This is a genomic window from Paracoccus sp. MC1862 (genome assembly GCF_016617715.1).
GTDB lineage: Bacteria > Pseudomonadota > Alphaproteobacteria > Rhodobacterales > Rhodobacteraceae > Paracoccus.
On sequence record NZ_CP067225.1, the window covers coordinates 227,934 to 249,171 of the forward strand.

Annotated in this window: 25 protein-coding genes and 1 tRNA gene; 14 read left to right on the plus strand and 12 right to left on the minus strand. The window is 67.9% G+C overall.

Translation table 11 applies throughout. From position 1 onward, the window contains the following. Positions 1–40: 40 nt before the first annotated feature. The 3 genes from JGR78_RS01140 to ihfA all read right to left on the minus strand — a co-directional run bounded on the left by JGR78_RS01140 (position 41) and on the right by ihfA (position 1,074). Positions 41–118, minus strand: a tRNA-Pro gene (locus JGR78_RS01140). A gap of 67 nt (positions 119–185) precedes the next feature. Beyond that, a complete protein-coding gene (locus JGR78_RS01145; RefSeq protein WP_182805223.1) occupies positions 186–767 on the minus strand; it encodes a MerR family transcriptional regulator in 582 nt (193 codons plus the stop codon). Positions 768–774: 7 nt separating this feature from the next. Further along, positions 775–1,074: an integration host factor subunit alpha gene (gene ihfA / locus JGR78_RS01150; protein ID WP_182793015.1), complete on the minus strand. Its 300-nt coding sequence runs from the start codon at positions 1,072–1,074 to the stop codon at positions 775–777. A 162-nt stretch (positions 1,075–1,236) separates the two neighbouring features. On the opposite strand from ihfA, the gene JGR78_RS01155 reads away from it, so the two are divergent. Then, positions 1,237–1,506, plus strand: coding sequence for a DksA/TraR family C4-type zinc finger protein (locus tag JGR78_RS01155; protein WP_182805225.1), 270 nt, complete (start codon positions 1,237–1,239; stop codon positions 1,504–1,506). A 9-nt stretch (positions 1,507–1,515) separates the two neighbouring features. On the opposite strand, the gene JGR78_RS01160 is transcribed toward JGR78_RS01155, so the two are convergent. Continuing rightward, on the minus strand, positions 1,516–2,250 hold the full coding sequence (locus JGR78_RS01160) for a response regulator (RefSeq protein ID WP_182793013.1): 735 nt from the start codon (positions 2,248–2,250) through the stop codon (positions 1,516–1,518). A gap of 126 nt (positions 2,251–2,376) precedes the next feature. On the opposite strand from JGR78_RS01160, the gene mce reads away from it, so the two are divergent. Together mce and JGR78_RS01170 are read left to right on the plus strand one after the other, a co-directional pair. Then, the gene (gene mce / locus JGR78_RS01165) at positions 2,377–2,781 is read left to right on the plus strand and encodes a methylmalonyl-CoA epimerase (RefSeq protein ID WP_182793012.1); all 405 of its coding nucleotides are present in this window, start codon (positions 2,377–2,379) and stop codon (positions 2,779–2,781) included. Then, positions 2,781–3,050, plus strand: a complete 270-nt coding sequence (locus JGR78_RS01170; RefSeq protein ID WP_182793011.1) for a DUF1467 family protein — start codon at positions 2,781–2,783, stop codon at positions 3,048–3,050. Before mce ends, JGR78_RS01170 begins: the two co-directional genes overlap by 1 nt. Here JGR78_RS01170 and JGR78_RS01175 read toward each other — a convergent pair. Further along, the gene (locus tag JGR78_RS01175; protein ID WP_234450809.1) at positions 3,031–3,723 is read right to left on the minus strand and encodes an EI24 domain-containing protein; all 693 of its coding nucleotides are present in this window, start codon (positions 3,721–3,723) and stop codon (positions 3,031–3,033) included. The genes JGR78_RS01170 and JGR78_RS01175 overlap by 20 nt on opposite strands. Further along, a complete protein-coding gene (locus JGR78_RS01180; RefSeq protein ID WP_182793010.1) occupies positions 3,720–4,286 on the minus strand; it encodes a nitroreductase family protein in 567 nt (188 codons plus the stop codon). Before JGR78_RS01180 ends, JGR78_RS01175 begins: the two co-directional genes overlap by 4 nt. A gap of 105 nt (positions 4,287–4,391) precedes the next feature. Here JGR78_RS01180 and JGR78_RS01185 point away from each other — a divergent pair, with 105 nt between their 5' ends. Beyond that, positions 4,392–4,652 (plus strand): DUF167 domain-containing protein, encoded by a 261-nt coding sequence (locus JGR78_RS01185; protein WP_182793009.1) that lies wholly within the window; start codon positions 4,392–4,394, stop codon positions 4,650–4,652. A gap of 2 nt (positions 4,653–4,654) precedes the next feature. On the opposite strand, the gene JGR78_RS01190 is transcribed toward JGR78_RS01185, so the two are convergent. Beyond that, on the minus strand, positions 4,655–4,897 hold the full coding sequence (locus JGR78_RS01190; RefSeq protein ID WP_182793008.1) for a hypothetical protein: 243 nt from the start codon (positions 4,895–4,897) through the stop codon (positions 4,655–4,657). 140 nt (positions 4,898–5,037) lie between these two features. On the opposite strand from JGR78_RS01190, the gene JGR78_RS01195 reads away from it, so the two are divergent. The 7 genes from JGR78_RS01195 to JGR78_RS01225 all read left to right on the plus strand — a co-directional run bounded on the left by JGR78_RS01195 (position 5,038) and on the right by JGR78_RS01225 (position 11,014). Beyond that, positions 5,038–5,847 (plus strand): M48 family metallopeptidase, encoded by an 810-nt coding sequence (locus tag JGR78_RS01195; protein ID WP_234450810.1) that lies wholly within the window; start codon positions 5,038–5,040, stop codon positions 5,845–5,847. Between the two features lie 82 nt (positions 5,848–5,929). Beyond that, positions 5,930–6,742, plus strand: a complete 813-nt coding sequence (locus JGR78_RS01200; protein WP_182793007.1) for a glutamate racemase — start codon at positions 5,930–5,932, stop codon at positions 6,740–6,742. 18 nt (positions 6,743–6,760) lie between these two features. Then, complete coding sequence (gene ccmE / locus JGR78_RS01205) at positions 6,761–7,204, plus strand: cytochrome c maturation protein CcmE (protein WP_182793006.1); 444 nt, start codon at positions 6,761–6,763, stop codon at positions 7,202–7,204. 75 nt (positions 7,205–7,279) lie between these two features. Next, positions 7,280–7,891, plus strand: a complete 612-nt coding sequence (locus tag JGR78_RS01210; protein WP_182793005.1) for a holin-associated N-acetylmuramidase — start codon at positions 7,280–7,282, stop codon at positions 7,889–7,891. Then, entirely contained in the window at positions 7,882–8,493 is a 612-nt protein-coding gene (locus JGR78_RS01215; protein ID WP_182793004.1) for a holin family protein, read from the plus strand. The genes JGR78_RS01210 and JGR78_RS01215 overlap by 10 nt, the downstream gene beginning before the upstream one ends. 92 nt (positions 8,494–8,585) lie before the next feature. Next, positions 8,586–10,544 (plus strand): heme lyase CcmF/NrfE family subunit, encoded by a 1,959-nt coding sequence (locus JGR78_RS01220; protein ID WP_182793003.1) that lies wholly within the window; start codon positions 8,586–8,588, stop codon positions 10,542–10,544. 5 nt (positions 10,545–10,549) lie between these two features. Then, the gene (locus JGR78_RS01225) at positions 10,550–11,014 is read left to right on the plus strand and encodes a cytochrome c-type biogenesis protein (protein WP_200559485.1); all 465 of its coding nucleotides are present in this window, start codon (positions 10,550–10,552) and stop codon (positions 11,012–11,014) included. Here JGR78_RS01225 and JGR78_RS01230 read toward each other — a convergent pair. From JGR78_RS01230 to JGR78_RS01250, 5 genes are all read right to left on the minus strand, one after another. Continuing rightward, positions 11,002–11,688, minus strand: a complete 687-nt coding sequence (locus JGR78_RS01230; protein WP_370576453.1) for a DNA mismatch repair protein MutT — start codon at positions 11,686–11,688, stop codon at positions 11,002–11,004. The two genes, JGR78_RS01225 and JGR78_RS01230, sit on opposite strands and share 13 nt — an antisense overlap. Beyond that, positions 11,685–12,098: a DUF983 domain-containing protein gene (locus tag JGR78_RS01235; protein WP_182793001.1), complete on the minus strand. Its 414-nt coding sequence runs from the start codon at positions 12,096–12,098 to the stop codon at positions 11,685–11,687. The genes JGR78_RS01230 and JGR78_RS01235 overlap by 4 nt, the downstream gene beginning before the upstream one ends. Before the next feature lie 320 nt (positions 12,099–12,418). Then, on the minus strand, positions 12,419–13,696 hold the full coding sequence (gene eno, locus JGR78_RS01240) for a phosphopyruvate hydratase (protein WP_182805228.1): 1,278 nt from the start codon (positions 13,694–13,696) through the stop codon (positions 12,419–12,421). Positions 13,697–13,793: 97 nt separating this feature from the next. After that, positions 13,794–14,486 carry an endonuclease/exonuclease/phosphatase family protein gene (locus JGR78_RS01245; protein WP_182792999.1) on the minus strand — a complete coding sequence of 231 codons (693 nt, stop codon included), beginning with the start codon at positions 14,484–14,486 and terminating at the stop codon, positions 13,794–13,796. Positions 14,487–14,532: 46 nt separating this feature from the next. Beyond that, positions 14,533–15,945, minus strand: coding sequence for a YdiU family protein (locus JGR78_RS01250; protein ID WP_182792998.1), 1,413 nt, complete (start codon positions 15,943–15,945; stop codon positions 14,533–14,535). 177 nt (positions 15,946–16,122) lie between these two features. Here JGR78_RS01250 and obgE point away from each other — a divergent pair, with 177 nt between their 5' ends. The 3 genes from obgE (at position 16,123) to JGR78_RS18490 (ending at position 21,186) form a co-directional block, all read left to right on the plus strand. Beyond that, the gene (obgE, locus tag JGR78_RS01255; protein ID WP_182792997.1) at positions 16,123–17,151 is read left to right on the plus strand and encodes a GTPase ObgE; all 1,029 of its coding nucleotides are present in this window, start codon (positions 16,123–16,125) and stop codon (positions 17,149–17,151) included. After that, positions 17,139–18,257, plus strand: a complete 1,119-nt coding sequence (proB, locus tag JGR78_RS01260) for a glutamate 5-kinase (RefSeq protein WP_182805230.1) — start codon at positions 17,139–17,141, stop codon at positions 18,255–18,257. Before obgE ends, proB begins: the two co-directional genes overlap by 13 nt. A 334-nt stretch (positions 18,258–18,591) precedes the next feature. Continuing rightward, complete coding sequence (locus tag JGR78_RS18490; protein WP_182805232.1) at positions 18,592–21,186, plus strand: calcium-binding protein; 2,595 nt, start codon at positions 18,592–18,594, stop codon at positions 21,184–21,186. Positions 21,187–21,238: the final 52 nt, after the last annotated feature.

Sequence of the window (21,238 nt, forward strand, 5' to 3'; positions counted from 1 at the left end):
GATTGTCGAACGCCCACCCCGTAGGGTGGGCGTTTCGTGATGGTCGGGCCGGCGAGATTCGAACTCGCGGCCTTCCGCCCCCCAGACGGACGCGCTAACCAGACTGCGCCACGGCCCGACGCCGGCCATATAGATCGAAGCCGCAGGGCTGCACAAGGGGCCGCCGGGCGATTTCCGCGATGTGGTCAGGATTGCCGCCCGGCCCGCCCCGTATGCAGCGCCTGCGCGAGATCGCGGGCCGCATCGGGCAAAACGATGCTCCCGCTTCGCAGCACCGCAGCGGTGGCGTTCAGTCGCGCAAGCCAGTCTACATCCAGCGCAACAGGAACCGGCGCAATGCCATCCGCATCGGCCTTTGCCGACGAGCCCGCCCCTTTGTTCGCTTGCTGAGAATGAGCCTCGGAATTGTCATCCTGCGGCACGGAAGGGGTCGGTTTCCCGCCGTTCGTCCCATGATGGCTGCGGTCGTCCATCTCGGGGGACAGCACCTCCTGCAAGCGCTGGCGTCCGCGTTGGCGGATGGCAGCGCCCTTGTCCATCTCGATCAGGCGCCGCGCGCCCCGGATGGTCAGTCCATCCTCGCGCATGACCTCACACAATCCCGCGGCCAGAAAGAGGTCATCAGGCCGGTAATAGCGCCGCCCGTCGGGGCGGCGGACCGGGGCAAGTGCCGGGAACTGCGTTTCCCAGTAGCGCAGGACATGGGTCGCCACGCCGACCAGCCCCGCGACCTCGCCGATGCTGCGGAAGGCTTGCGGCGATTTCATGGGCGGCCTATCTGTTGCCCGCCGCGACGCGTTCCTTCATCAGGTGCGACGGGCGGAACGACAGGACGCGGCGTGGCGTGATCGGCACCTCTTCCCCGGTCTTGGGGTTGCGCCCGACCCGTTCGTTCTTGTCGCGCACCGAGAAGGTGCCGAAAGACGATATCTTGACCTGCTCTCCGCGCACCAGCGCGTCCGAGACATGGCCCAGCACGCTTTCGACAAGCTGCGCGCTTTCATGGCGGGACAGGCCGACCTCGCGGAAGACCGCCTCGGCCAGATCCATTCGGGTCAGCGTCTTGTCGCTCATGCAGGGAACCTTTCATTTCTAACACACTGTTGTCGCATGTAACCGAAGTCAACGACGACAGGGGCGCTTCGTTCCGGCCGGCGCAGGCGCAAGGCGCGCTTGTCTTGTCCGATCTGCCTCGGGTGCCTATCATTCATGAAAACAAGGGATGGACCGTGCACGATGGCAGGCGGCTGGGCAACGGATGACGCAGTCAATCAGCAGATCGAGGTCAGCACCGAGGAGGCGCTGGCGCGGATGCGGTTGCGGAACCGCACCGGGGGCGAGAGCCTGGCGGAATGCGCCGACTGCGGCGAGCCGATCCCCGAGGCGCGCCGTCGCGCCCAGTCCGGCGTGACCCTCTGCGTCGCCTGCCAGTCCGAGGCGGATCGCCTCCGGCGTCCATCCGGCGGGATGAACCGCCGCGCGTCCAAGGACAGCCTGCTCAAGTAACGGAAGGGCTCAGGCGCCGTTCGCGGCGGAAAGCCGGTCCTGCACCATCCCGCTGATCCGGGCCAGATCCGCCGCAAGCGCCCGTCCTGCTGAATGGTCGCGGGCCAGCGCCGCCGCCGCCTGCTCCAGAGGCTCGTCGCGGGCGGATCGCGCCACGCCCGCAAGGAAGCGTGCGATATAGTCGATGGCGCCTGTGTCCGCCGAAGAGGCCAGCACCTCGGCCACATGGGCCAGGTCGTCGCGCAGCGCGCCCTGGTCGGGGGCCACCATCTCGTCGCTGACAACCCTCAGCCCGGTCGGCCGCGCCTCGGGCGGCAGAACCGACAGGATCGCGTGCTGAAACAGCGCAAGGCTTTCGATCGGCTTTGGCATGAATCCGTCCGCGCCGGCGGCAAGGGCCACGGATTCGTTGTCGGGATCGCCAGACATTCCCAGCACGACGGGCACGCGCGGCGACATCGCCGCCATCTGCGCGATCAGTTGCGCGCCGTTCCCGTCCGGCAGCCCGAGATCCACGATCACCACCGCCGGACGATACATCTGCAGGTGCCGTGCGGCCGTCCGCAGGCAGTCAGCCCGGCGGATACGCGCGCCCGAGCGTAGGCAGAGCAGCCGCACCGCCTCGGACGCGAAGCGCGAATCCTCGACCACCAGCACGGTCAGGCCGGTCAGCGGGCGACCCGGCGGTGCGCCGCGCCATAGGGGGGAGGAGTCGTCGTGAACAGTGGCAACCTGTCGATCCATGGCGTCATCCTTTCGAATCGCGCATGATGAAAGGCTAGCCTCGCGTCCCTAACGCATGGTTAACCGCCAAGGTCTTTCCCTTGGATGGGGCAGCGACTATTGAGGGCGAAACAGCCGGAGGCCCCCATGATCGGACGTTTGAACCATGTCGCCATCGCCGTCCCCGACCTTGAGGCGGCATCGGCGCAGTATCGCGACACGCTGGGCGCGACCGTTGGCCCGCCGCAGGACGAGCCCGACCATGGCGTGACCGTCGTTTTCATCGAGCTGCCGAACACCAAGGTCGAGCTGCTGCATCCGCTGGGCGAGAACAGCCCGATCAAGGGGTTCCTCGACAAGAACCCCTCGGGCGGCATCCATCACATGTGCTTCGAGGTCGAGGACATCCTTTCCGCCCGCGACACGCTGAAATCCCAGGGCGCCCGCGTCCTCGGCGACGGGGAACCGAAGATCGGCGCCCATGGCAAGCCTGTGCTGTTCCTGCATCCCAAGGACTTCAACGGCTGCCTGATCGAGCTGGAGCAGGTCTGATGACGATCACCGGGGGCCTTGTCCTGTTCGCCTCGCTGTTTTTCGTGGTCATGTTCCTGCTGCTGCCGATCGGGCACCAGAGCCAGGCAGAGGCAGGCCACATCGTCCCCGGCACGCCGGAAGGGGCGCCGATGCGGCCGATGCTGGGGAAAAAGGCGCTTTGGGCGCTGGCGATCTCGGCTCTGCTGGTGGGCGGGATCTGGCTTTTCCTCGACGCGGGCATCATCACCCGGCAGGACATGATGGATTTCAACCGCGTCTCGCGCTGACAATGTGGAACAGGTGCGTATAGGCCGCAGCGGCCAGCACCGGCACCAGGATGTTCAGCAGCGGCACCGTCAGCAGCAAGGCGACGCCGATGCCAAGCGTCACCACTGCGCCCGGCCGGCGCTGGCGCAGCCTGTCCGCATCCTCGGCCGGCAGATGGCGGCGGGCGACCATCTGGAAGAACTCGCGCCCCAGCAGCCAGCCGTTGGCGGCGTAGAACAGGATTGGTGCCAGCGGGCCGATGAAAGGGGTCAGGATCAGCACGGCGATGCTGACGACCACCACGGCGCCGATCACCAGCAGCGATTCCGCCAGCCCGTCCAGCAGCCCGAGGCTGGTCCCGCGGGGATAGCCATGGGCGGCCTCGACGGTTTCCGACACCTGTTCCGAAAACAGCCCGGCGAAGCCCGCCGCAACCGGGGCGGCGAGAAACAGGCTCATCAGCGGGAACAGCGCCAGCGAGCCCCAGGACAGCGCCTCGCCGATGGGAAGGCTGCCGATCCAGGGCAGGGCGATGGATTCAGGTCCCCAGGCGCGCAGCGCCCAGAAGGCCAGCGCCTGAAGCAGGATGAACAGCCCCAGCGTCAGCGCCACGCCCATGGCCAGCACGGCAAAGACGCGCGGGCGGAACAGGTCCGCCACGCCAAGGGCCAGCGCGCGCAGGGCCGGGATCACAGAAAACTCGTCCGCGCGGCCACGTCGGGACGGGGCCGGTCCGGCACATCGCCTGTGCGGCTGCCGATATGGACCAGCCCGACGATACGCTCGTTCCGGCCGATGCCCAGATACGAGCGGGCGAAATCCGGGTCGGTCGCGGGACCGGATAGCCAGGCGGCGCCCCAACCTGCCGCCAGCGCGGCGTTCAGCAGCGACAGGCAGACCGCGCCGGCCGACATCTCCTGTTCCCACTGCGGGACCTTCGGACTGTCCGAAGGGCAGGAGACCACGGCCACGATCACCGGAGAGGCGAAAGCGCTGGCGGCCTTTTCCGCCACCGCGTCATCGCCGCCCTTGTCGCGGACGTAGGCCGCCAGCGTGGGCGCAAGCCGATCCAGAGTCGCGCGTTCCAGCACGACGAAGCGCCAGGGTTCCAGCTTGCCGTGGTCGGGCACCCGCGCGGCGATGGTCAGCAACTCCATCAGTTGCGCGCGGTCAGGGCCGGGGCCGGTCAACGTCTTCGGCGGGTGCGAGCGGCGGCGGCCGAGGAACTCGAGAGCCTGGGGGTTCTGGTGCTGCATCGCGGTGCCTCCTGTGCTGATTGGCCCCGAGGCATAGCGGCGCGCGCCCCGCATTGAAAGACGCGCGGGTTGACGGGACGGGCGGTGCCGCCGCAAGAGGTCGGGATGGCCAAGCCGCTCGACCTTTCCCCGCTTGCCGTTCCGGGCGCCCCGATCGCCCTGCGCGTGACCCCGCGCGGCGGACGGGATGCGCTGACGCTGGACGAAGCGGGCGGCATCCATGTCCGCGTGACCGCCCCGCCCGAGGACGGCAAGGCCAATGCCGCCACCCGCAAGCTGCTGGCCCGCGCGCTGGGCGTCGCGCCCTCGCGGCTGACGCTGACCGGCGGCGCCACCTCGCGTGACAAGGTCTTTCGGATCGACTGACCTCAGCCACGCGTCAGGCGGTAGTTGCCTTCCGGCAGGTTCAGCGCCGCGCGCAATTCGTTCAACTGTTCCATCGACAGGACGATGCGGGACACGCCCGACCCCTCGGGCTCCATCTGCTCGATCACCACCTGGTCGTCGAACGAGCGGATCACCACGTCCTCGTTCAGCGGCCGGGCGCCCGGCCTGGCCTCGTCGACCAGGGTGATGACGGTCGAATCGAAATCGTGCTCGATGGTGAACATGGCCGGACCTCGTGGATGACGCAGCGCGGCAACATTCGCGTGAGAGCGGGACCGAAGGCAATCCCCGCCGCTTTGCAGCAGCCGGCTTTAGCCTGTAGCTTGGCGCCGGACAGTGACGCCCTAAAGACAGCGGGAACGACATGACGACAATGCCGATGGCCCTGGCCTGCCGCCGTGATCCTGGTGACGGCCCGCGGAAGCTGCGGGGCCTTGCGCTGGTGGTGCTGGCCGCGGCAACCTTGGCCGGCTGCGCCGTCCAGGAGGGCGTGCCGCTGCCCGCCGATCCCGTCATCTCCGCCCCCGTCGTCCGGAATGTCAGTCCCGACATCCCGCGCACCCCGCAGGGCACGGCGATGAGCTTCGCGACGGTGATCCGTTCGATGGAACCCGTGGTCGAGCGTGAATGCATCCAGCGCCGCCAAGCCCAGATCAACTGCGACTTCCAGTTCGTCGTGGACGACCGGCGAGGGCTGGAACCCAACGCCTTCCAGACCTTGGACAACACCGGTCGCCCGATCATCGGCTTCACCCTGTCGCTGATCGCCGAGGCGCGGAACGCCGACGAGCTGGCCTTCGTGGTCGGGCACGAGGCGTCGCACCATATCCTCAACCACATCCACCAGCGCACGGGGGCGGCGACGGCGGGGGCGGTGATCCTGTCGGGGATCGTCGCGGCGTCGGGCGCGGACCCCGCGACGATCCGGGCGGCGCAGCAGATGGGCGCCAATGTCGGCGCGCGCTATTATTCCCGCGACTGGGAACTGCAGGCCGACTACCTCGGCGCCATCGTCGCGCTGAACGCGGGCTATGACCCCGTGCGCGGGGCCGAATTCTTCACCCGCATCCCCGATCCGGGCGACAAGATCCTGGGCACGCATCCGTCCCGCGCCCAGCGGCAGGCGCGGGTGGCGCAGGCAGTGGCGGACGTGTCCTCGGGCCGTGCCCGGTAAGTCGGACGCGGCAAGATGACCAAGGTCATGGAACTTGCCCCCTGCGGGGCCTAGATGTGACCCACGCTTCACGGAGGTTCGGATGGCAGTCGGCGTCTTCGATTCGGGTCTGGGCGGCCTGACCGTCCACCAGGCCGTCGCCAGTCGGATGCCGGACCTGCCGCTGGTCTATCTGGGCGACAACGCCCACACGCCTTACGGCGTCCGCACCCATGACGATATCTTCGATCTGACCTGCAAGGGGGTCGAGCGGCTATGGCAGGAAGGCTGCGACCTCGTGATCCTCGCCTGCAACACCGCCAGCGCGGCGGCGCTGAAGCGAATGCAGGAAAGCTGGCTGCCCAAGGACAAGCGCGTCCTCGGCGTCTTCGTCCCGCTGATCGAGGCGCTGACCGAGCGCCACTGGGGCGACAACAGCCCGCCGCGTGAGGTCGCAGTCAAGCACGTCGCCCTGTTCGCCACCCCCGCGACCGTCGCCAGCCGCGCCTTCCAGCGGGAACTGGCCTTCCGCGCCATTGGCGTCGATGTCGAGGCACAGCCCTGCGGCGGCGTCGTGGATGCCATCGAGGACGGCGACGAGATGCTGGCCGAGGCGCTGGTGCGGTCCCACGTCGAGGCGCTCAAGCGGCGGATGCCGCACCCCGAGGCCGCGATCCTCGGCTGCACCCATTATCCGCTGATGGACAAGGCCTTCCGCGAGGCGCTGGGACCGGGCGTCGCCGTCTATTCGCAGGCGGGGCTGGTCGCGGAAAGCCTTGAAGACTACCTGCGCCGCAGGCCCGAGTTCCTGGGTTCCGGCACGCAGTCCCGTTTCCTCACCACTGGCGATCCCGCGCGTGTGACATCAAAGGCCACGCAATTCCTGCGCCAACCGATCCGCTTTGAAGCGGCCTGAGAACGCAAGGGCAAACTCATGAAGTCTCTCAAGAAGAAGCGCCGCATCCAGGTTCTGATCGTGGCGGCTGTCGCGCTGGTCATGGCGACCGTGCTGATCGGCTACGGCTTCCGCGACGGCATCAACCTTTACCGCTCGCCCAGCCAGCTGGCCGAGGCGCCGCCGCCTGTGGGCGAGGTCTTCCGCCTGGGGGGGCTGGTCGAGGAAGGCTCGATCGTGCGGGGCGAGGGAGAGACTGTCACCTTTGCCGTCACCGACGGCGGAGAGGTCGTGCCGGTCAGCTTCCGCGGCGTCCTGCCGGACCTGTTCGCCGAGAACGCCGGCATGATCGGGACCGGGCAGATGGTCGACGGCGTCTTCGTCGCCGAAGAGATCCTCGCCAAGCACGACGAGAACTACATGCCCCGCGAAGTGGCCGATTCCCTGAAAGAGCAGGGCGTCTACAAGGAGCCGACCTCCTGAGCGCAGCGCGCGGTGAGTTAACGCAAGGTTAACGCGGCCGCGCCATCCTGCCTGCCTCGAAAGAGGGAGCAGGGGATGCAGACAGTCGAACAGATAGCCGCCGCCATCGTGGCGCGCGAAGGGGGGTTCGTGGACGATCCCGATGACCCCGGCGGGGCCACGAACCACGGCGTCACCATCGGCACGATGCGGTCGCTGGGGCTGGACCTCGACGGCAACGGCCGGGTGGACAAGGCGGATGTGCGCAAGCTGGACCCCGCGCAGGCCGCTCGCATCTATGTCGAGCATTACTTCCGTCGCCCGCGTCTGGACCGCCTGCCGCAAGTGGTGCAGGCCAGCGTCTTCGACATGCAGGTGAATGCCGGGGCCAATGCGGTGAAGATCCTGCAGCGGCTGGTGTCGCGCATGGGCTTTCCCTGCGCCGACGACGGGCTTGTCGGGCCAAGGACCGAGGCCGCCGTCCGGGCCGCGGCGGCGGTGGCCCCGGCGCATCTGGCCGACGCCTACGGCATCGCGCGGCGCAACTATTACTATGCGCTGGCCGACGTTCGCCCGGCCAGCCGCAAGTTCGCGCGGCGCAAGGACGGCGGCAAGGGCGGCTGGATCACCCGGGCCGAGGAGTTCATCGCCCCCCGCCATCACCTGACCGACGCGCAGCACCGCGAAAGGACCGCCCGATGGGCATGATCGACCGCTTTCTCACGCGTTCCGGCGGGATCGCCGCCGTGACCGAGGCCGCCGGCAGCGTGGCCGAGATCTTCACCCCCAACGTCACCCGTCGGATGGAACTGGACGAGGAGGCCTATGCCCGCGCCATTGGCCAGGCGCAGGCCGAATTCAGCCAGGCTCCACACACATGGTGGGACAGCCTGATGAACGGGCTGAACCGCCTGCCGCGCCCGCTGCTGACCCTGGGCACCATCGGGCTGTTCGGCTATGCGATGGTCGATCCGCCCGGCTTCTCGGCACGTATGGAGGGTCTGGCGCTGGTGCCCGAGCCGCTGTGGTGGCTGATGGGCGCCATCGTCAGCTTCTACTTCGGCGCGCGCGAGGCGCATTACTTCCGCAGGCGGGTCTGGCCCTCTGCCAAGGTCCGCACCACGGTCGCGGGCGATGCAGGCTGGACCGCGCCGCAGGTTCCCGTGGACGAGGGCTGGCGCGCACCCCTTGTCCCGACCGCCCCCGACGCAGCGGCGGAAGCCACCCCGGCCGCGTCCTTCACGCTGTCCGAGGACGATTTCGCCGACAACGCCGCGCTGCGGGACTGGGCGCGGTCGCTGCGGGGCTGACAGCCCTGTGACAACCCGGCGCGGCCTTGGGGCTGGTGGTGGGGCGCGTCAGACCTTACTGTAACCCCCGGGCTTCATCCGGGGGTTTTTCCATGATTGCCGAGCTTGGACATTTCGCGCTGATCCTCGCCCTTGGCGTCGCGTTGTTCCAGGCGGTCGTGCCGATGGCCGGCGCCGCGCGCGGCTGGCCCGCCTGGATGGACAGCGCCCGCCCCGCGGCGGTGGCGCAGTTCGGGCTGCTGGGCATCGCCTTCGCGGCGCTGACAGTGGCCTTCATCACCTCGGATTTCAGCGTGGCGCTGGTCTACGAGAACAGCCACTCGGCCAAGCCGATGATCTACAAGATCACCGGCGTCTGGGGGAACCACGAGGGGTCCATGCTGATGTGGGTTCTGATCCTCGCCCTGTTCGGCGCGACGGCGGCCAGCTTCGGCGAGCATCTGCCGCCCGGGTTGCGCGCCCGCGTGCTGGCGGTGCAGGGGGCGATCGGGGCCTCGTTCCTGGCCTTCATCATCTTCACGTCGAACCCCTTCGCGCGGATGAGCCCGCCCGCCTTCGACGGGCGAGACCTGAACCCGCTGCTGCAGGACCCCGGATTGGCCTTTCATCCGCCGTTCCTTTACCTCGGCTACGTCGGCCTCTCGATGTCCTTCAGCTTCGCCGTGGCCGCTCTGATCGAGGGGCGGGTGGATGCTGCATGGGCGCGCTGGGTGCGGCCCTGGACGCTGGCTGCGTGGGTGTTCCTGACCATCGGCATCGCGCTGGGGTCATGGTGGGCCTATTACGAGCTTGGCTGGGGCGGCTTCTGGTTCTGGGACCCGGTGGAAAACGCCAGCTTCATGCCTTGGCTGATCGCCGCGGCCCTGCTGCATTCCGCCATCGTCGTCGAAAAGCGCGAGGCGCTGAAAAGCTGGACGATCCTTCTGGCAATCCTCGCCTTCGGCTTCTCGCTGGTGGGGACGTTCATCGTGCGCTCGGGCGTCATCACCTCGGTCCACAGCTTCGCCAGCGATCCGGCGCGGGGGGTGTTTATCCTCGGCATCACCGCCTTCTTCGTGGGCGGGGCGCTGACGCTTTATGCGGCGCGGGCAGGGGCCATGACAACACGAGGGGTCTTCGCCCCGGTGTCGCGGGAAGGGGCCTTGCTGCTGAACAACCTGCTGCTGGCGGTCGCCTGCTTCGTGGTCTTCATCGGCACGATCTGGCCGCTGGTCGCGGAAATGATGTGGGACCGCCGCCTGTCCGTCGGTGCGCCGTTCTTTGAAAAGGCCTTCACGCCCTTCATGATCGCGCTGGCCGTGGCGCTGCCCATCGGCTCGATCCTGCCGTGGAAACGCGGCAGCATCGCCCGCGCCAGCCGGACGCTGATGCCCGCCGCGATCCTGACACTGGCGGTTGCCGCGCTGGTCTATGCGGTATCCACCGGCAACAGCGGGCTTGCCGTCATCGGCACGGCGCTGGGCACCTGGATCATCGCCGGCGCCGCCCTGGACATCTGGCAGCGGGCAGGCGGGCAGGCCGGACGCCTGTTGCGGCTGCCGCGCGCCGACTGGGGCCGGGTCGTGGCCCATGCGGGACTCGGCGTCACCTTTGTCGGCATCAGCCTGCTCATGGCCTGGTCGGTCGAGGACATCCGCGTCGCGCGCGAAGGCGAAACCTTCGAGGTTGCCGGATACCAGATCACGCTTGAGGACGTATCCGAGGTGCAGGGTCCGAACTACATCTCGACCACCGCCGCCTTGCGGGTAATGCGCGACGGGCGCGAGATCGGCGTGCTGCATCCCGAAAAGCGCGTCTATCCGGTGCAGGCGATGCCGACGACCGAGGCGGCGATCCGCACCTCCTTCGTGGGCGATCTTTATCTTGTCATCGGCGATCCGCAGCAAGGCGGGGGATGGGCGGTCCGCAGCTATGTCAAGCCCTTCGCCTTCTGGATCTGGATGGGGTCGGGGCTGATGGCACTGGGGGGCCTCATCAGCCTGACCGACCGGCGCTGGCGGGTGGCCGCGACCGCGCGCAAGCCCGCCCCGCGTGCGGTGGCCGCGGAATGAGGGGGCTGCGGGCAATTGCTACCGTGCTTGCACTGGTCGCGGCACAGGCGACATGGGCCGTGCAGCCCGACGAGGTGCTGGCAGACCCTGCGCTTGAGCATCGCGCCCGCGAGATCGGTCAGATGCTGCGCTGCCCCGTCTGCCAGGGCGAGAACATCGATGAATCGAACGCGCCGATCAGCCGCGACCTGCGGCTGTATGTCCGCGAGCGGCTGGTTGCCGGCGACAGCGACGTGCAGGTGATCGACGCGGTGACCGACCGCTTCGGCGAGTTCGTTTTGTTCCAACCGAGGGCCGAGGGCGGGAACCTCATCCTCTACTGGGCCGGGCCGCTGATGGCGCTGGTTGCCGCCGTGGGGGCATTCCTGTTCCTGCGCGGACGCCGGCCCGAGGCGGCGCCTGCGCCTGCGGGGCTTACGGCCGAGGAACGGGCGCGGCTCGACGCGCTGATGCGCGATCAGGAAAGCTGAAGAAAACGCGGCTCGGACCCGCGATTGTCGAAGAAGGGCACGGTCCGGGGCACATGCAGCGGACCGCCGTCTGCAGCGCGGACCAGCGCCTCGACCTCGGCCAGCACGACCTCGGTGATGAAGGGCAGGTCAAGGGCACGGGCCTCGGTCAGCGGGACCCAGTGCAGGTGGCTCAGCTCATCGCAGGCGCCGGAAAAGTCGTCGCGGTCGCCGACGATGTTGCGCGCGTCGATCAGGAAAAAGCGGGCGTCAAAGCGGCGCGGGCGACCGGGCGGCGTGATCGCACGGAAGACGAACAGCAACGGATCGTCGGCGGACGGCGCAAGGGTCAGGCCGGTTTCCTCGACCATCTCGCGCAGCGCCGCGCAGGCGAGCGCGTCTGGCGTGACGCTGGCGCCTGCCAGAGGCTCGGCCGCAAGCCGGCCACGGCACTGGTCCGACAGCGCGTCAGGGCAGGGCGCGTCGTCCTCGGCATCCACCGCCCCGCCGGGAAATACGTATTTCGAGGGCATGAAGGCCGCGCCCGCCCCCCGCATCCCCATCAGGACGGAAGGGCCGCCGGTCCGGTCCCGGTCGATCAGGATCACCGTCGCCGCATCGCGGATGCGGTCCGCCGCCGGCTTGCCGGACCGCGCGGGGTCGGACGGGTGGGCGAGGGGCGCGGGCGTGGTCACGGCTGCGGGGGCCGATCCTCGCCCGCGCCGTCGAAGCCGTGCATCCGCTTGGCCCATTGCATCCCGACCCAAGCGCCCTTGATGATCGGCAGCAGGATCAGCGAGGCCACCAGCGAGCCGCCGAGGAACACCGCCATCAGCACCTCGGACGAGGGGCGATAGAGCATGTAGACCGTCAGCAGAAGAACGGTCGCCACATGCCCGACGATGAGGATCGTCACATAGGCCGGGCCGTCGTCGGCGCGGTGGTGGTGCAGTTCCTCGTTGCAGTTCGGGCAGTGATCCTTGACGCGCAGGTAGCCGGTGAAGATCCGCGCCTGCCCGCAGTTGGGGCAGCGCCCGAGCGCACCGCGCCGCACCGCCTCGCCCAGAACGCGTTCGGCGGGTGCATGTTCGGTCCTCAGAGTCATGTCGATCCTTGGGATGCCTTTTGACGGAAGATAGGGGCTGGCGGGCGCGAATGCCACCATGGCGGGCAAGATTCCGCCCGTCAACTATCCGAAGCCCGGCTGCCTTGCTGAAGGGATCGGACTGGCTCGCTGCCGCAGGTCGAGCAGGGTTCGGGTTTCCGCTATCGGCGCGGCTTCAGGGTTCCCGGGCAGCAGGTGGACTGGAAAACAGCCGCACGGATGTTTTCCGGTCATGTGCAGCCGATGGACCGTTTTCTAGCGCAGCGGGCCACCGAAGCGGCGAAGCGGAAGCAGGCAAGCCCCGGCTTCGGGCGAAAAGTTCACCTCCTCAGGATCGAGCGGCCCGCGTATTCGGCGGTTGCGCCCAGCATTTCCTCGATGCGGATGAGCTGGTTGTATTTCGCCAGCCGGTCGGAGCGCGCGAGGCTGCCGGTCTTGATCTGCCCGCAGTTGGTCGCGACCGCGAGATCGGCGATGGTGGCGTCCTCGGTCTCGCCCGAGCGGTGCGACATGACCGAGGTGTAGCCCGCCCGATCCGCCATCCGCACCGCGTCCAGCGTTTCAGACAGGGTGCCGATCTGGTTGACCTTGACCAGCAGCGAGTTGCCGCAGCCTTGGGCGATCCCCTCGGCCAGCCGCGCCGGGTTGGTCACGAACAGGTCGTCGCCCACAAGCTGGACCGAGCTGCCCAGCTTCTCGGTCAGCAGGCGCCAGCCGTCCCAGTCGTCCTCGGCGCAGCCGTCCTCGATGGACAGGATCGGGTAGTCGGCGCAGAGCGCGGCGAGCCAGTCCACGTTCTCGGCCGAGGTGAAGGACTTGCCTTCGCCGACCATCTCGTAGCGGCCGTCCTTGAAGTATTCGGTCGAGGCGCAGTCGAGCGACAGCATGATGTCGTCGCCCGGCTTGTAGCCGGCCTTCTCGATCGAGCGCAGGATGAAGTCGAGCGCGTCGCGTGTGGAGGACAGGTTCGGCGCAAAGCCCCCTTCGTCGCCCACGCCGGTCGCCAAGCCCGCCGCCGACAGTTCCTTCTTCAGCGTGTGGAAGACCTCGGACCCCATGCGGACGGCCTCGCGGATGTTCTCCGCGCTGACCGGCATCACCATGAATTCCTGGATGTCGATCGGGTTGTCGGCGTGCTCGCCGCCGTTGATGATGTTCATCATCGGCACCGGCAGGATGCGCGCGCCCGTGCCGCCGACATAGCGGTAGAGCGGCTGGCCGGTCGCCTCGGCCGCGGCCTTGGCGACGGCCAGCGACACGCCGAGGATGGCGTTCGCGCCCAGTCGGCCCTTGTTGGCGGTGCCGTCCAGCTCACACATCATGCGGTCGATGGCCAGTTGCTCGGTCGCGTCCTCGCCGATCAGCGCCTCGGAAAGCTCGCCGTTGACCGAGGCCACGGCCTCCAGCACGCCCTTGCCCAGGTAGCGCGCCGTGTCGCCGTCGCGCTTTTCCACCGCCTCATGCGCGCCGGTGGACGCGCCCGACGGCACCGCCGCCCGGCCCATCGTGCCGTCTTCGAGCGTCACGTCCACCTCGACGGTGGGATTGCCGCGGCTGTCGAGGATCTCGCGCGCAAAGATGTCGATGATGGCGGTCATGGGGCGGTTCCTGTCCTTTGGGGCGGGTTCGCGCGTCTTCTAGCCCCGGAAGCCGCCCGGCGGAAGCCGCGAGCGCGCTGTTTGCGCCACCAGCCTCTCAGCCCTGCCCGCGTACCCAGAGATCGGCCCAGATCGGCAGGTGGTCCGAGGCGATGCGGGCAAGCGGCGTGTCCAGCACGCCGCAGTCCAGCACCTCGATGCCGGGCGAGACCGCGATGCGGTCATAGCGCAGTTGCGGCGCGGCGGCGGGCCAGCTTTCCCCCGGCGCGATCACGTCAAGGTCGGTCAGCGCCTCAAGCCCGCGCTCGCCCCGCCATTCATTGAAGTCGCCCGTCAGCACCACGGGGTTGCCGCCGGCCCGCCCGACCTTGGCGGCCAGCCGCGCAAGCTGCGCCCGCCGCGACGAGCGCATCAGCCCCAGGTGGGTGGCGATCACCGTCAGTTCCGGCAGCCGCAGCATGACCGCGCCGCGCGGTTCCACCCCCGGCAGCGCCAAAGGCTGGGAACGCGCGTGTTCGACCAGATCCGGGCGCAGCAGGATCGTCTGCCCGTGCCAGCCCAGCGACTGGTCCGAGGTGCGGCGGTGTTCGACCGGCACCAGCCCCGTCGCCGATTCGATCATGTTGCGGGGCAGGGCCTCGGGACGCTGGCCCATGCGGAAATCGACCTCCTGCAGCGCCACCACATCGGCGCCGAGGCCGGCGATGACCTCGAGGTTCCGCTCGGGCGCATAGGGGCCGAAGGTGCCCCGGCACTTGTGCAGGTTGTAGCTGGCAAGGCGCAGGCGCATGGTCAGTCCGTCCGGGTCCGGGTCGAAGAGGTTGTCCGACGAACGCTCAGGTGCCGCAATAGGTCACGCGCACTTCCTCGCCCGTGGCCGGGGGCAGGGCGAGGTCGGCCCAGTCGGCGCGGTCGTCGAGGGGGTGGGTCACGGCGAGGGCGAGTCGGTTAAAGGGGGCGAAGTCGCCCGTTACGCCCGCGTCGATGGCCTGCTGGATGCGGTGGTTGCGGGGGATGCGGGCGGGGTTCGCCCGCGCCGCGAGGCCCAGGTCGGGGCCGCGCGCGCGCCAGTCGCGTTCCCAGTCACGGAAAGGCTGGGGGTCGGCGAACTCGGCTGCAGTCTCTCCGGTCACGAGGCCCCGGAATGTGCGGGTGAAGTCGGCTTCCTGCTGGGCCATCATCGTCAGCAGGCGCTCGACCAGCGGGCGGTCCTCCATCGCGGCCTCGGCCAGCCCCAGCTTGTCGGCGAAGCGCTTGAGCCAAGCTGCCTGATAAAGGGCGGGGAAGCCGTGGACGATCCGGGTGGCTTCAGGCACCGCCGCCTCGGGATCGGGCATCAGCGGCAAAAGGCAGGACGCAAGCTGCGCGAGATTCCATACGGCGACCTGCGGCTGCTGGGACCAGGCATAGCGGCCGTGGCGGTCGATGGACGAAAACACCGTGTCGGGGTGATAGGCGTCCATGAAGGCGCAGGGGCCGTAGTCGATGGTTTCGCCCGACACGGCCATGTTGTCGGTGTTCATGACGCCATGGACGAAGCCCAGCGCCATCCAGTGCGATATGGTCTCCGCCTGCCGCGCGACGACCTGGCCAAGCAGGTCCATGGGCGAGGATGCATCCGGGTAGTGGCGGGCGATGACATGATCGGCCAGCGCCCGCAGCCGGTCCGTATCGCCACGGATGGCGAAGAACTCGAAGGTGCCGACGCGGATGTGGCTGGACGCCACGCGGGTCAGGACCGCGCCGGGCAGGGCGGATTCGCGCAAGACGACCTCTCCGGTCGTGACGGCAGCAAGGGCGCGGGTGGTGGGGACCCCCATGGCGTGCATGAACTCGCTGACCGCGTATTCGCGCAGCACCGGACCAAGCCAGGCGCGGCCATCGCCCCGGCGCGAAAAGGGGGTGGGGCCGGAGCCCTTGAGCTGAATGTCGAAGCGCCCGCCGTCAGGGGCCACGACCTCGCCCAGCAGCACCGCGCGGCCATCGCCAAGCTGGGGCGACAGGCCGCCAAACTGGTGGCCGGCATAGGCCTGGGCGATCGGCTCGGCGCCCTCGGGGGGCGTGTTCCCGGCGATCATCGCCAGTCCCTGCGGGCCGCGCAGCCAGTCCGCGTCAATGCCGAGCCGTTGTGCAAGTGCGTCATTGACTGCGATCAGGCCGGGCTGGGCGACCGGGGTCGGCGGGGTCCGGGTGAAGAAGCCGGGGCCGAGCCGGGCGTAGCTGTTGTCGAAGGCGATGGGCTGGGTCATGCCGTCGATTTGGGAAGGGGCGAGCTTGATTGTAAGACAGGGGCGCTGCCCCTCGGGCCTGCGGCCCTCACCCCGGGATATTTAGGCGAAGAAGAAGCCCGGCAGGGAGGCGGCCTTTGCCTTGCGTGGTGAAGACGGGCCGCGTATCCCCATGCGCAACAGCCGGAGATGCCGTCCATGAAGTTCCTCGATCTTGCCAAGGTCTATATCCGCTCGGGCGGCGGCGGCGCGGGCGCGGTGTCCTTCCGGCGCGAGAAGTTCATCGAATACGGGGGCCCGGATGGCGGCGACGGCGGTCGCGGCGGCGATGTCTGGGCTGAGGCGGTTGAGGGGCTGAACACCCTGATCGACTTCCGCTATCAGCAGCATTTCTTTGCGAAATCCGGCCAGCACGGCATGGGGGCGCAGCGCACCGGCGCGAGCGGAGACGATATCGTGCTGAAGGTGCCGGTCGGGACCGAGATCCTCGACGAGGATCAGGAGACGGTGATCGCCGACCTGACCGAGGCCGGGCAGCGCGTATTGCTGGCTAAGGGCGGCAACGGCGGCTTCGGGAACCTGTATTTCAAGTCCTCGACCAACCGCGCGCCGCGTCATGCCAACCCCGGCCTGCCGGGGGTGGAACGGACGCTGTGGCTGCGGCTGAAGCTGATCGCCGATGCGGGGCTGGTCGGGCTGCCCAACGCGGGCAAGTCCACCTTTCTGGCCGCCGTGTCGAACGCCCGGCCCAAGATCGCGGACTATCCCTTTACCACGCTGGTCCCGAACCTCGGCGTGGTCGGCATCGACGGGCATGAGTTCGTGATGGCCGACATTCCCGGGCTGATCGAAGGGGCCAGCGAGGGCAAGGGTCTGGGCGACCAGTTCCTTGGCCATGTGGAACGCTCGAACGTGCTGCTGCATCTGGTGGATGGCACGTCCGAGGAGGTGGCGGCGGATGCCCGCACGATCCTGACCGAGCTTGAGGCCTATTCGCCGGTTCTGGCCGAGAAGCCGCGCATCACCGTCCTGAACAAGATCGACGCGCTGGACGAAGAGACCCGGGCCGAGCGTCTGGCCGCCCTGCAGGCGGAAGTCGGCGGGCAGGTGCTGTCCATGTCCGGTGTCTCGCGCGAGGGGCTGACCGAGGTGCTGCGCGCCTTGTGGGAGAAGATCGTGCCGACCCGCGCGCCGAAGGTCGAGAAAACGACGACATGGCAGCCGTGACGCCTGACATCGCGAAGGCGCGGCGTCTGGTCATCAAGATCGGCAGCGCCCTGCTGGTCGCGGCCGAGGGGCTGCGCGCCGACTGGCTGCGGGCGCTCTGCGAGGACGTGGCGCTGTGGCGGCAGCGGGGCAGCGACGTGGTGCTGGTGTCGTCGGGGTCCATCGCGCTGGGGCGCCGGGTGCTGGGCCTGCCCTCGGGTGCGCTGACGCTCGAACAATCGCAGGCCGCCGCTGCCGTGGGCCAGATCCGGCTTGCCCGCGCCTATGAGGAGATGCTGGCCCCCCATGGCGTGACCACCGCGCAGATCCTCGTGACGCTGGAGGATACCGAGAACCGCCGCCGTTACCTCAACAGCCGCGCGACGATGGAAACCCTGCTGGGCCTGGGCGTGGTGCCCATCGTCAACGAGAACGACACCGTGGCGACCGACGAGATCCGCTATGGCGACAACGACCGGCTGGCCGCGCAGATCGCCGTGACCTGCGGGGCGGACCAGCTTCTGCTGCTGTCGGACGTGGACGGGCTTTACACGGCGAATCCCCGGATCGACCCCTCGGCCCGGCATCTTCCCGTGGTCGAGGCGCTGACACCCGAGATCGAGGCCATGGGCGGCGAGCCCGTGTCCGGGCTGTCCAAGGGCGGGATGAAGACCAAGCTGATGGCCGCGCGCACCGCCGTTTCCGGCGGCTGCGCAATGGCGATCGCCCAAGGGGCCGTGATGCGGCCGCTGTCGGCAGTGGCCGATGGCGCGCGGGTGACGTGGTTCCTGCCAGAAGGCGACCCTCAGGCCGCCCGCAAGCGGTGGATCGCGGCGATGAAGCCGCGGGGCGAGCTGATCGTGGACGAGGGCGCGGCGCGGGCGCTGGCGGATGGCCGCTCGCTGCTGCCCGCCGGGGTGCGGCAGGTCACCGGAGTCTTCCATCGCGGCGATCCGGTGCTGATCCGCGGGCCGTCCGGCGCTGCACTGGGACAGGGACTGGCACGGTACGATTCGACCGACGCCGTGCAGATCGCGGGCAAGCGCAGCAATGAGATCGCCGCGCTTCTGGGCGAACAGGTCCGCGCGGCCCTTGTTCACCGCGACGACATGGCCGTGAGCCGCTGAAGCGCGGTTCACGGCCAGGCTGCCGCGGAACGGCACGGCGCTGTTCTGCCTAAAATCCCATGCACTTCTGTCCGGCTTCGTCGGGTGCCGCAGAGAAGGTCATCGTTCTTCCTGCGCATGACTGCAGGAATGATCTTAATATATCAATAATTTGAGGCCGGATACCTGCATTCTGAACTGCCTCTGTGAAGGCTTTCAGCAGCTTGTTCATGGATCGCAACTTAAAGTTGTTTATTATAGTTTTAACTATCCATTAGCGTGTCTTACCTAACCTTCACAACTATAAGGGCAGAATAATCGAGAGAATCAACCTAAGATAGAAAAGAGGCTGTCCATGTCAGCTACTGCTCATATCAACATGATCAACCTGCAGGTCATGGCCGAAGAGGTCATGTGGGCAGACAGGGCCAATGGCACATACGCGGGCAATATCGCCGGCAACGAAAAATACTATATCTGGCAGTCGCAGTTCCAGACGCGCCCCATGGGGATGGAAAACCAGCCCGAGGCTTATGCCCGGTTGCTGCGGCAGAGCCTGCCGGATGTGAACACCCTGCGGCTTCCGTTCAACGCCTATTCGTTCAACGCGGATGGAAGCCTTGATCCCATGTACGAACGCTTCCTTGTCGAAGCCGCGCGACAGGGCTTCGGGATCGTCATGGTCTATGCCGACGGCGAGACGCAGCAACTGGGCGAGAACAACAGCGCCAATCTGGCGCAGATGCGCGACGCGCTGGGCGGATCGGTCCACGACCGGATGATCGGGACATGGGAAAGGATGTTCGCCTGGCTCGACCGCCACCCCGTCGTGGACGCGGCCATCTACGCGCTTGAGGCCGCGAACGAGCCTGCGGCCTACGGACGCGCGGAAAACCTCGCCGGCGGCACCGGCGAGTTCGTGCGGCTCTACGGCGACCACATGGCCGAATTCGCGGCGCTGGTCGAGGCGCATTCCGACGCGAAGATCATGATCGGCGGGTGGATGTATTCCGCCCAGTTCGACGTTCTGGCCAGAACCGCGTCCAGCGAAGACGGGCGCAGCGTTCTCGACCAGATCCGGCAGGCCGCGGGCGCGGATCTGGTCTGGTCGGCGCATCTCTATCCCCACTGGACCCGCTCTGCCGGGCAGGAGATCGAGGGCTTCGAGTCCTTCATCCGCCAGCAGTATGCGGCCTTGGGCGATGATGACGTGATCCTGACCGAGACAAATGCGCTCGGCTCGGCAGTAAACGATGTTCGGTCGGGCGACGTGTCCTTCTGGATGGCGCGCGCCTATGAGGTGTTTGCCGATGCCGGGATCGGCCTTGGCTGGTTCCCGGGGGCCGAGACCAGCGGCTCGTCCTTTGTCACCATCAACAACGGTCGCTTCATCAACTTCCAGCATCCCGACAGCTATGCCCACGGGATGAACGGCTTTCTGCTGGATGAGAATGATCCGGCCCGCGCCGGCAACGACCGGATCACCGCCACGCTGCTGCCAGGCAACGTTTATGCCGAAGATGGCACCTGGCTGAACCTGAAAGGCCTTGGCTATGCTGCCGGCCATGGTGGCAACGACACGCTGACGGCCATCGATCAGGCGATGAACATGCTTTATGGCGGCCGGGGGAACGATGTCCTGACCGGAACCTCTGGGCGCGACTATCTTTTCGGGCAGGGCGACGATGATACGCTGCATGGCGGCGCGGGGGATGACGTGCTGTCGGGCGGCGACGGGGACGACGTGCTGCACGATGGCGCGGGCAGCGACATTTTGACCGGCGGACGCGGTGCCGATCAGTTCATCCTGTCGGCCGGCAAGGCCGTGATCACGGATCTGCGCCATGATCAGGGGGACCGGCTGACACTGGGCGGGCAGCTCTGGGGCAGCGATCGCATCATGGAAGCGGGACAATACCTGGACCATGACGGCGATGGCGTCGTCGATGACATGATGCTGGACTGGGGGGCGGGCCAGGTGATCCTGATGAACCTCCGCCGGCCGGACGGGATCATCCAGGGCACGGAAGACGCGGACAGCATCGCGGTCGGCTTCCAGGACATCCAGGGCGAGCGTTTCACCCGCGACGGCGGGCGCGTGCACGGGCTTGGGGGCGACGACACCATCACCGGCAGCACCGGCAATGACTGGCTGGAAGGCGGTGCCGGCGATGACCACATCGCCGCGGGGGCCGGCAACGATACCCTATGGGGGAATGACGGCGCGGATACGCTGGACGGCGGCAACGGCAACGACCTGATCCGCGGAGGAGCGGGGGACGACCGGCTTCTGGGCGCGGTCGGGAACGACACCATCCATGGCGACGACGGCGATGACGAACTCCTTGGCGGCGGCGGGCATGACAGCCTGGACGGAGGCGACGGCGCCGACGTGATCGACGGAAACGCCGATAACGACACGATCACCGGCGGCGACGGCGACGACCGGCTGATCGGCAATGGCGGTCATGACCTGCTGCTTGGCGGCAATCATGCCGATACCCTGCATGGCGGCGAGGGGAACGACACCCTGCATGGCCAGGCGGGCGATGACACGCTTTACGGCAACAACGGCAATGATGTGCTGAACGGCGGGGACGGCGACGATTATCTCGACGGTGGCGCGGGGACCGACTACCTGGATGGCGGCAACGGAAACGACCGGTTCGTCTGCAACATGAGCGGCATCAGCACCAGTTTCTTGACCGGGGGCGCGGGGGCCGATCACTTCGTCTTTCTGAACATCCATTCCTCGGGGCAGAGCAGGGCGACCTTCACCGATTTCGAGATCGGCGTTGACAGTATCAGCATCGGCGGCACCTTCGGGCTTAAGGCGATCATGGAGATGCGGGTGTTCGGGGGTCTTCATGCCGCCGGTCCCGACACGGTGATGAAGGTCGGCGACGACGTTTATATCTTCAAGAACCATGATCCGCTTGATTTCGTTTAGGCCGGCGTCGCAGGAAGGCTGATCTTGCGCGCGACATGGCGCCAATGCCCGT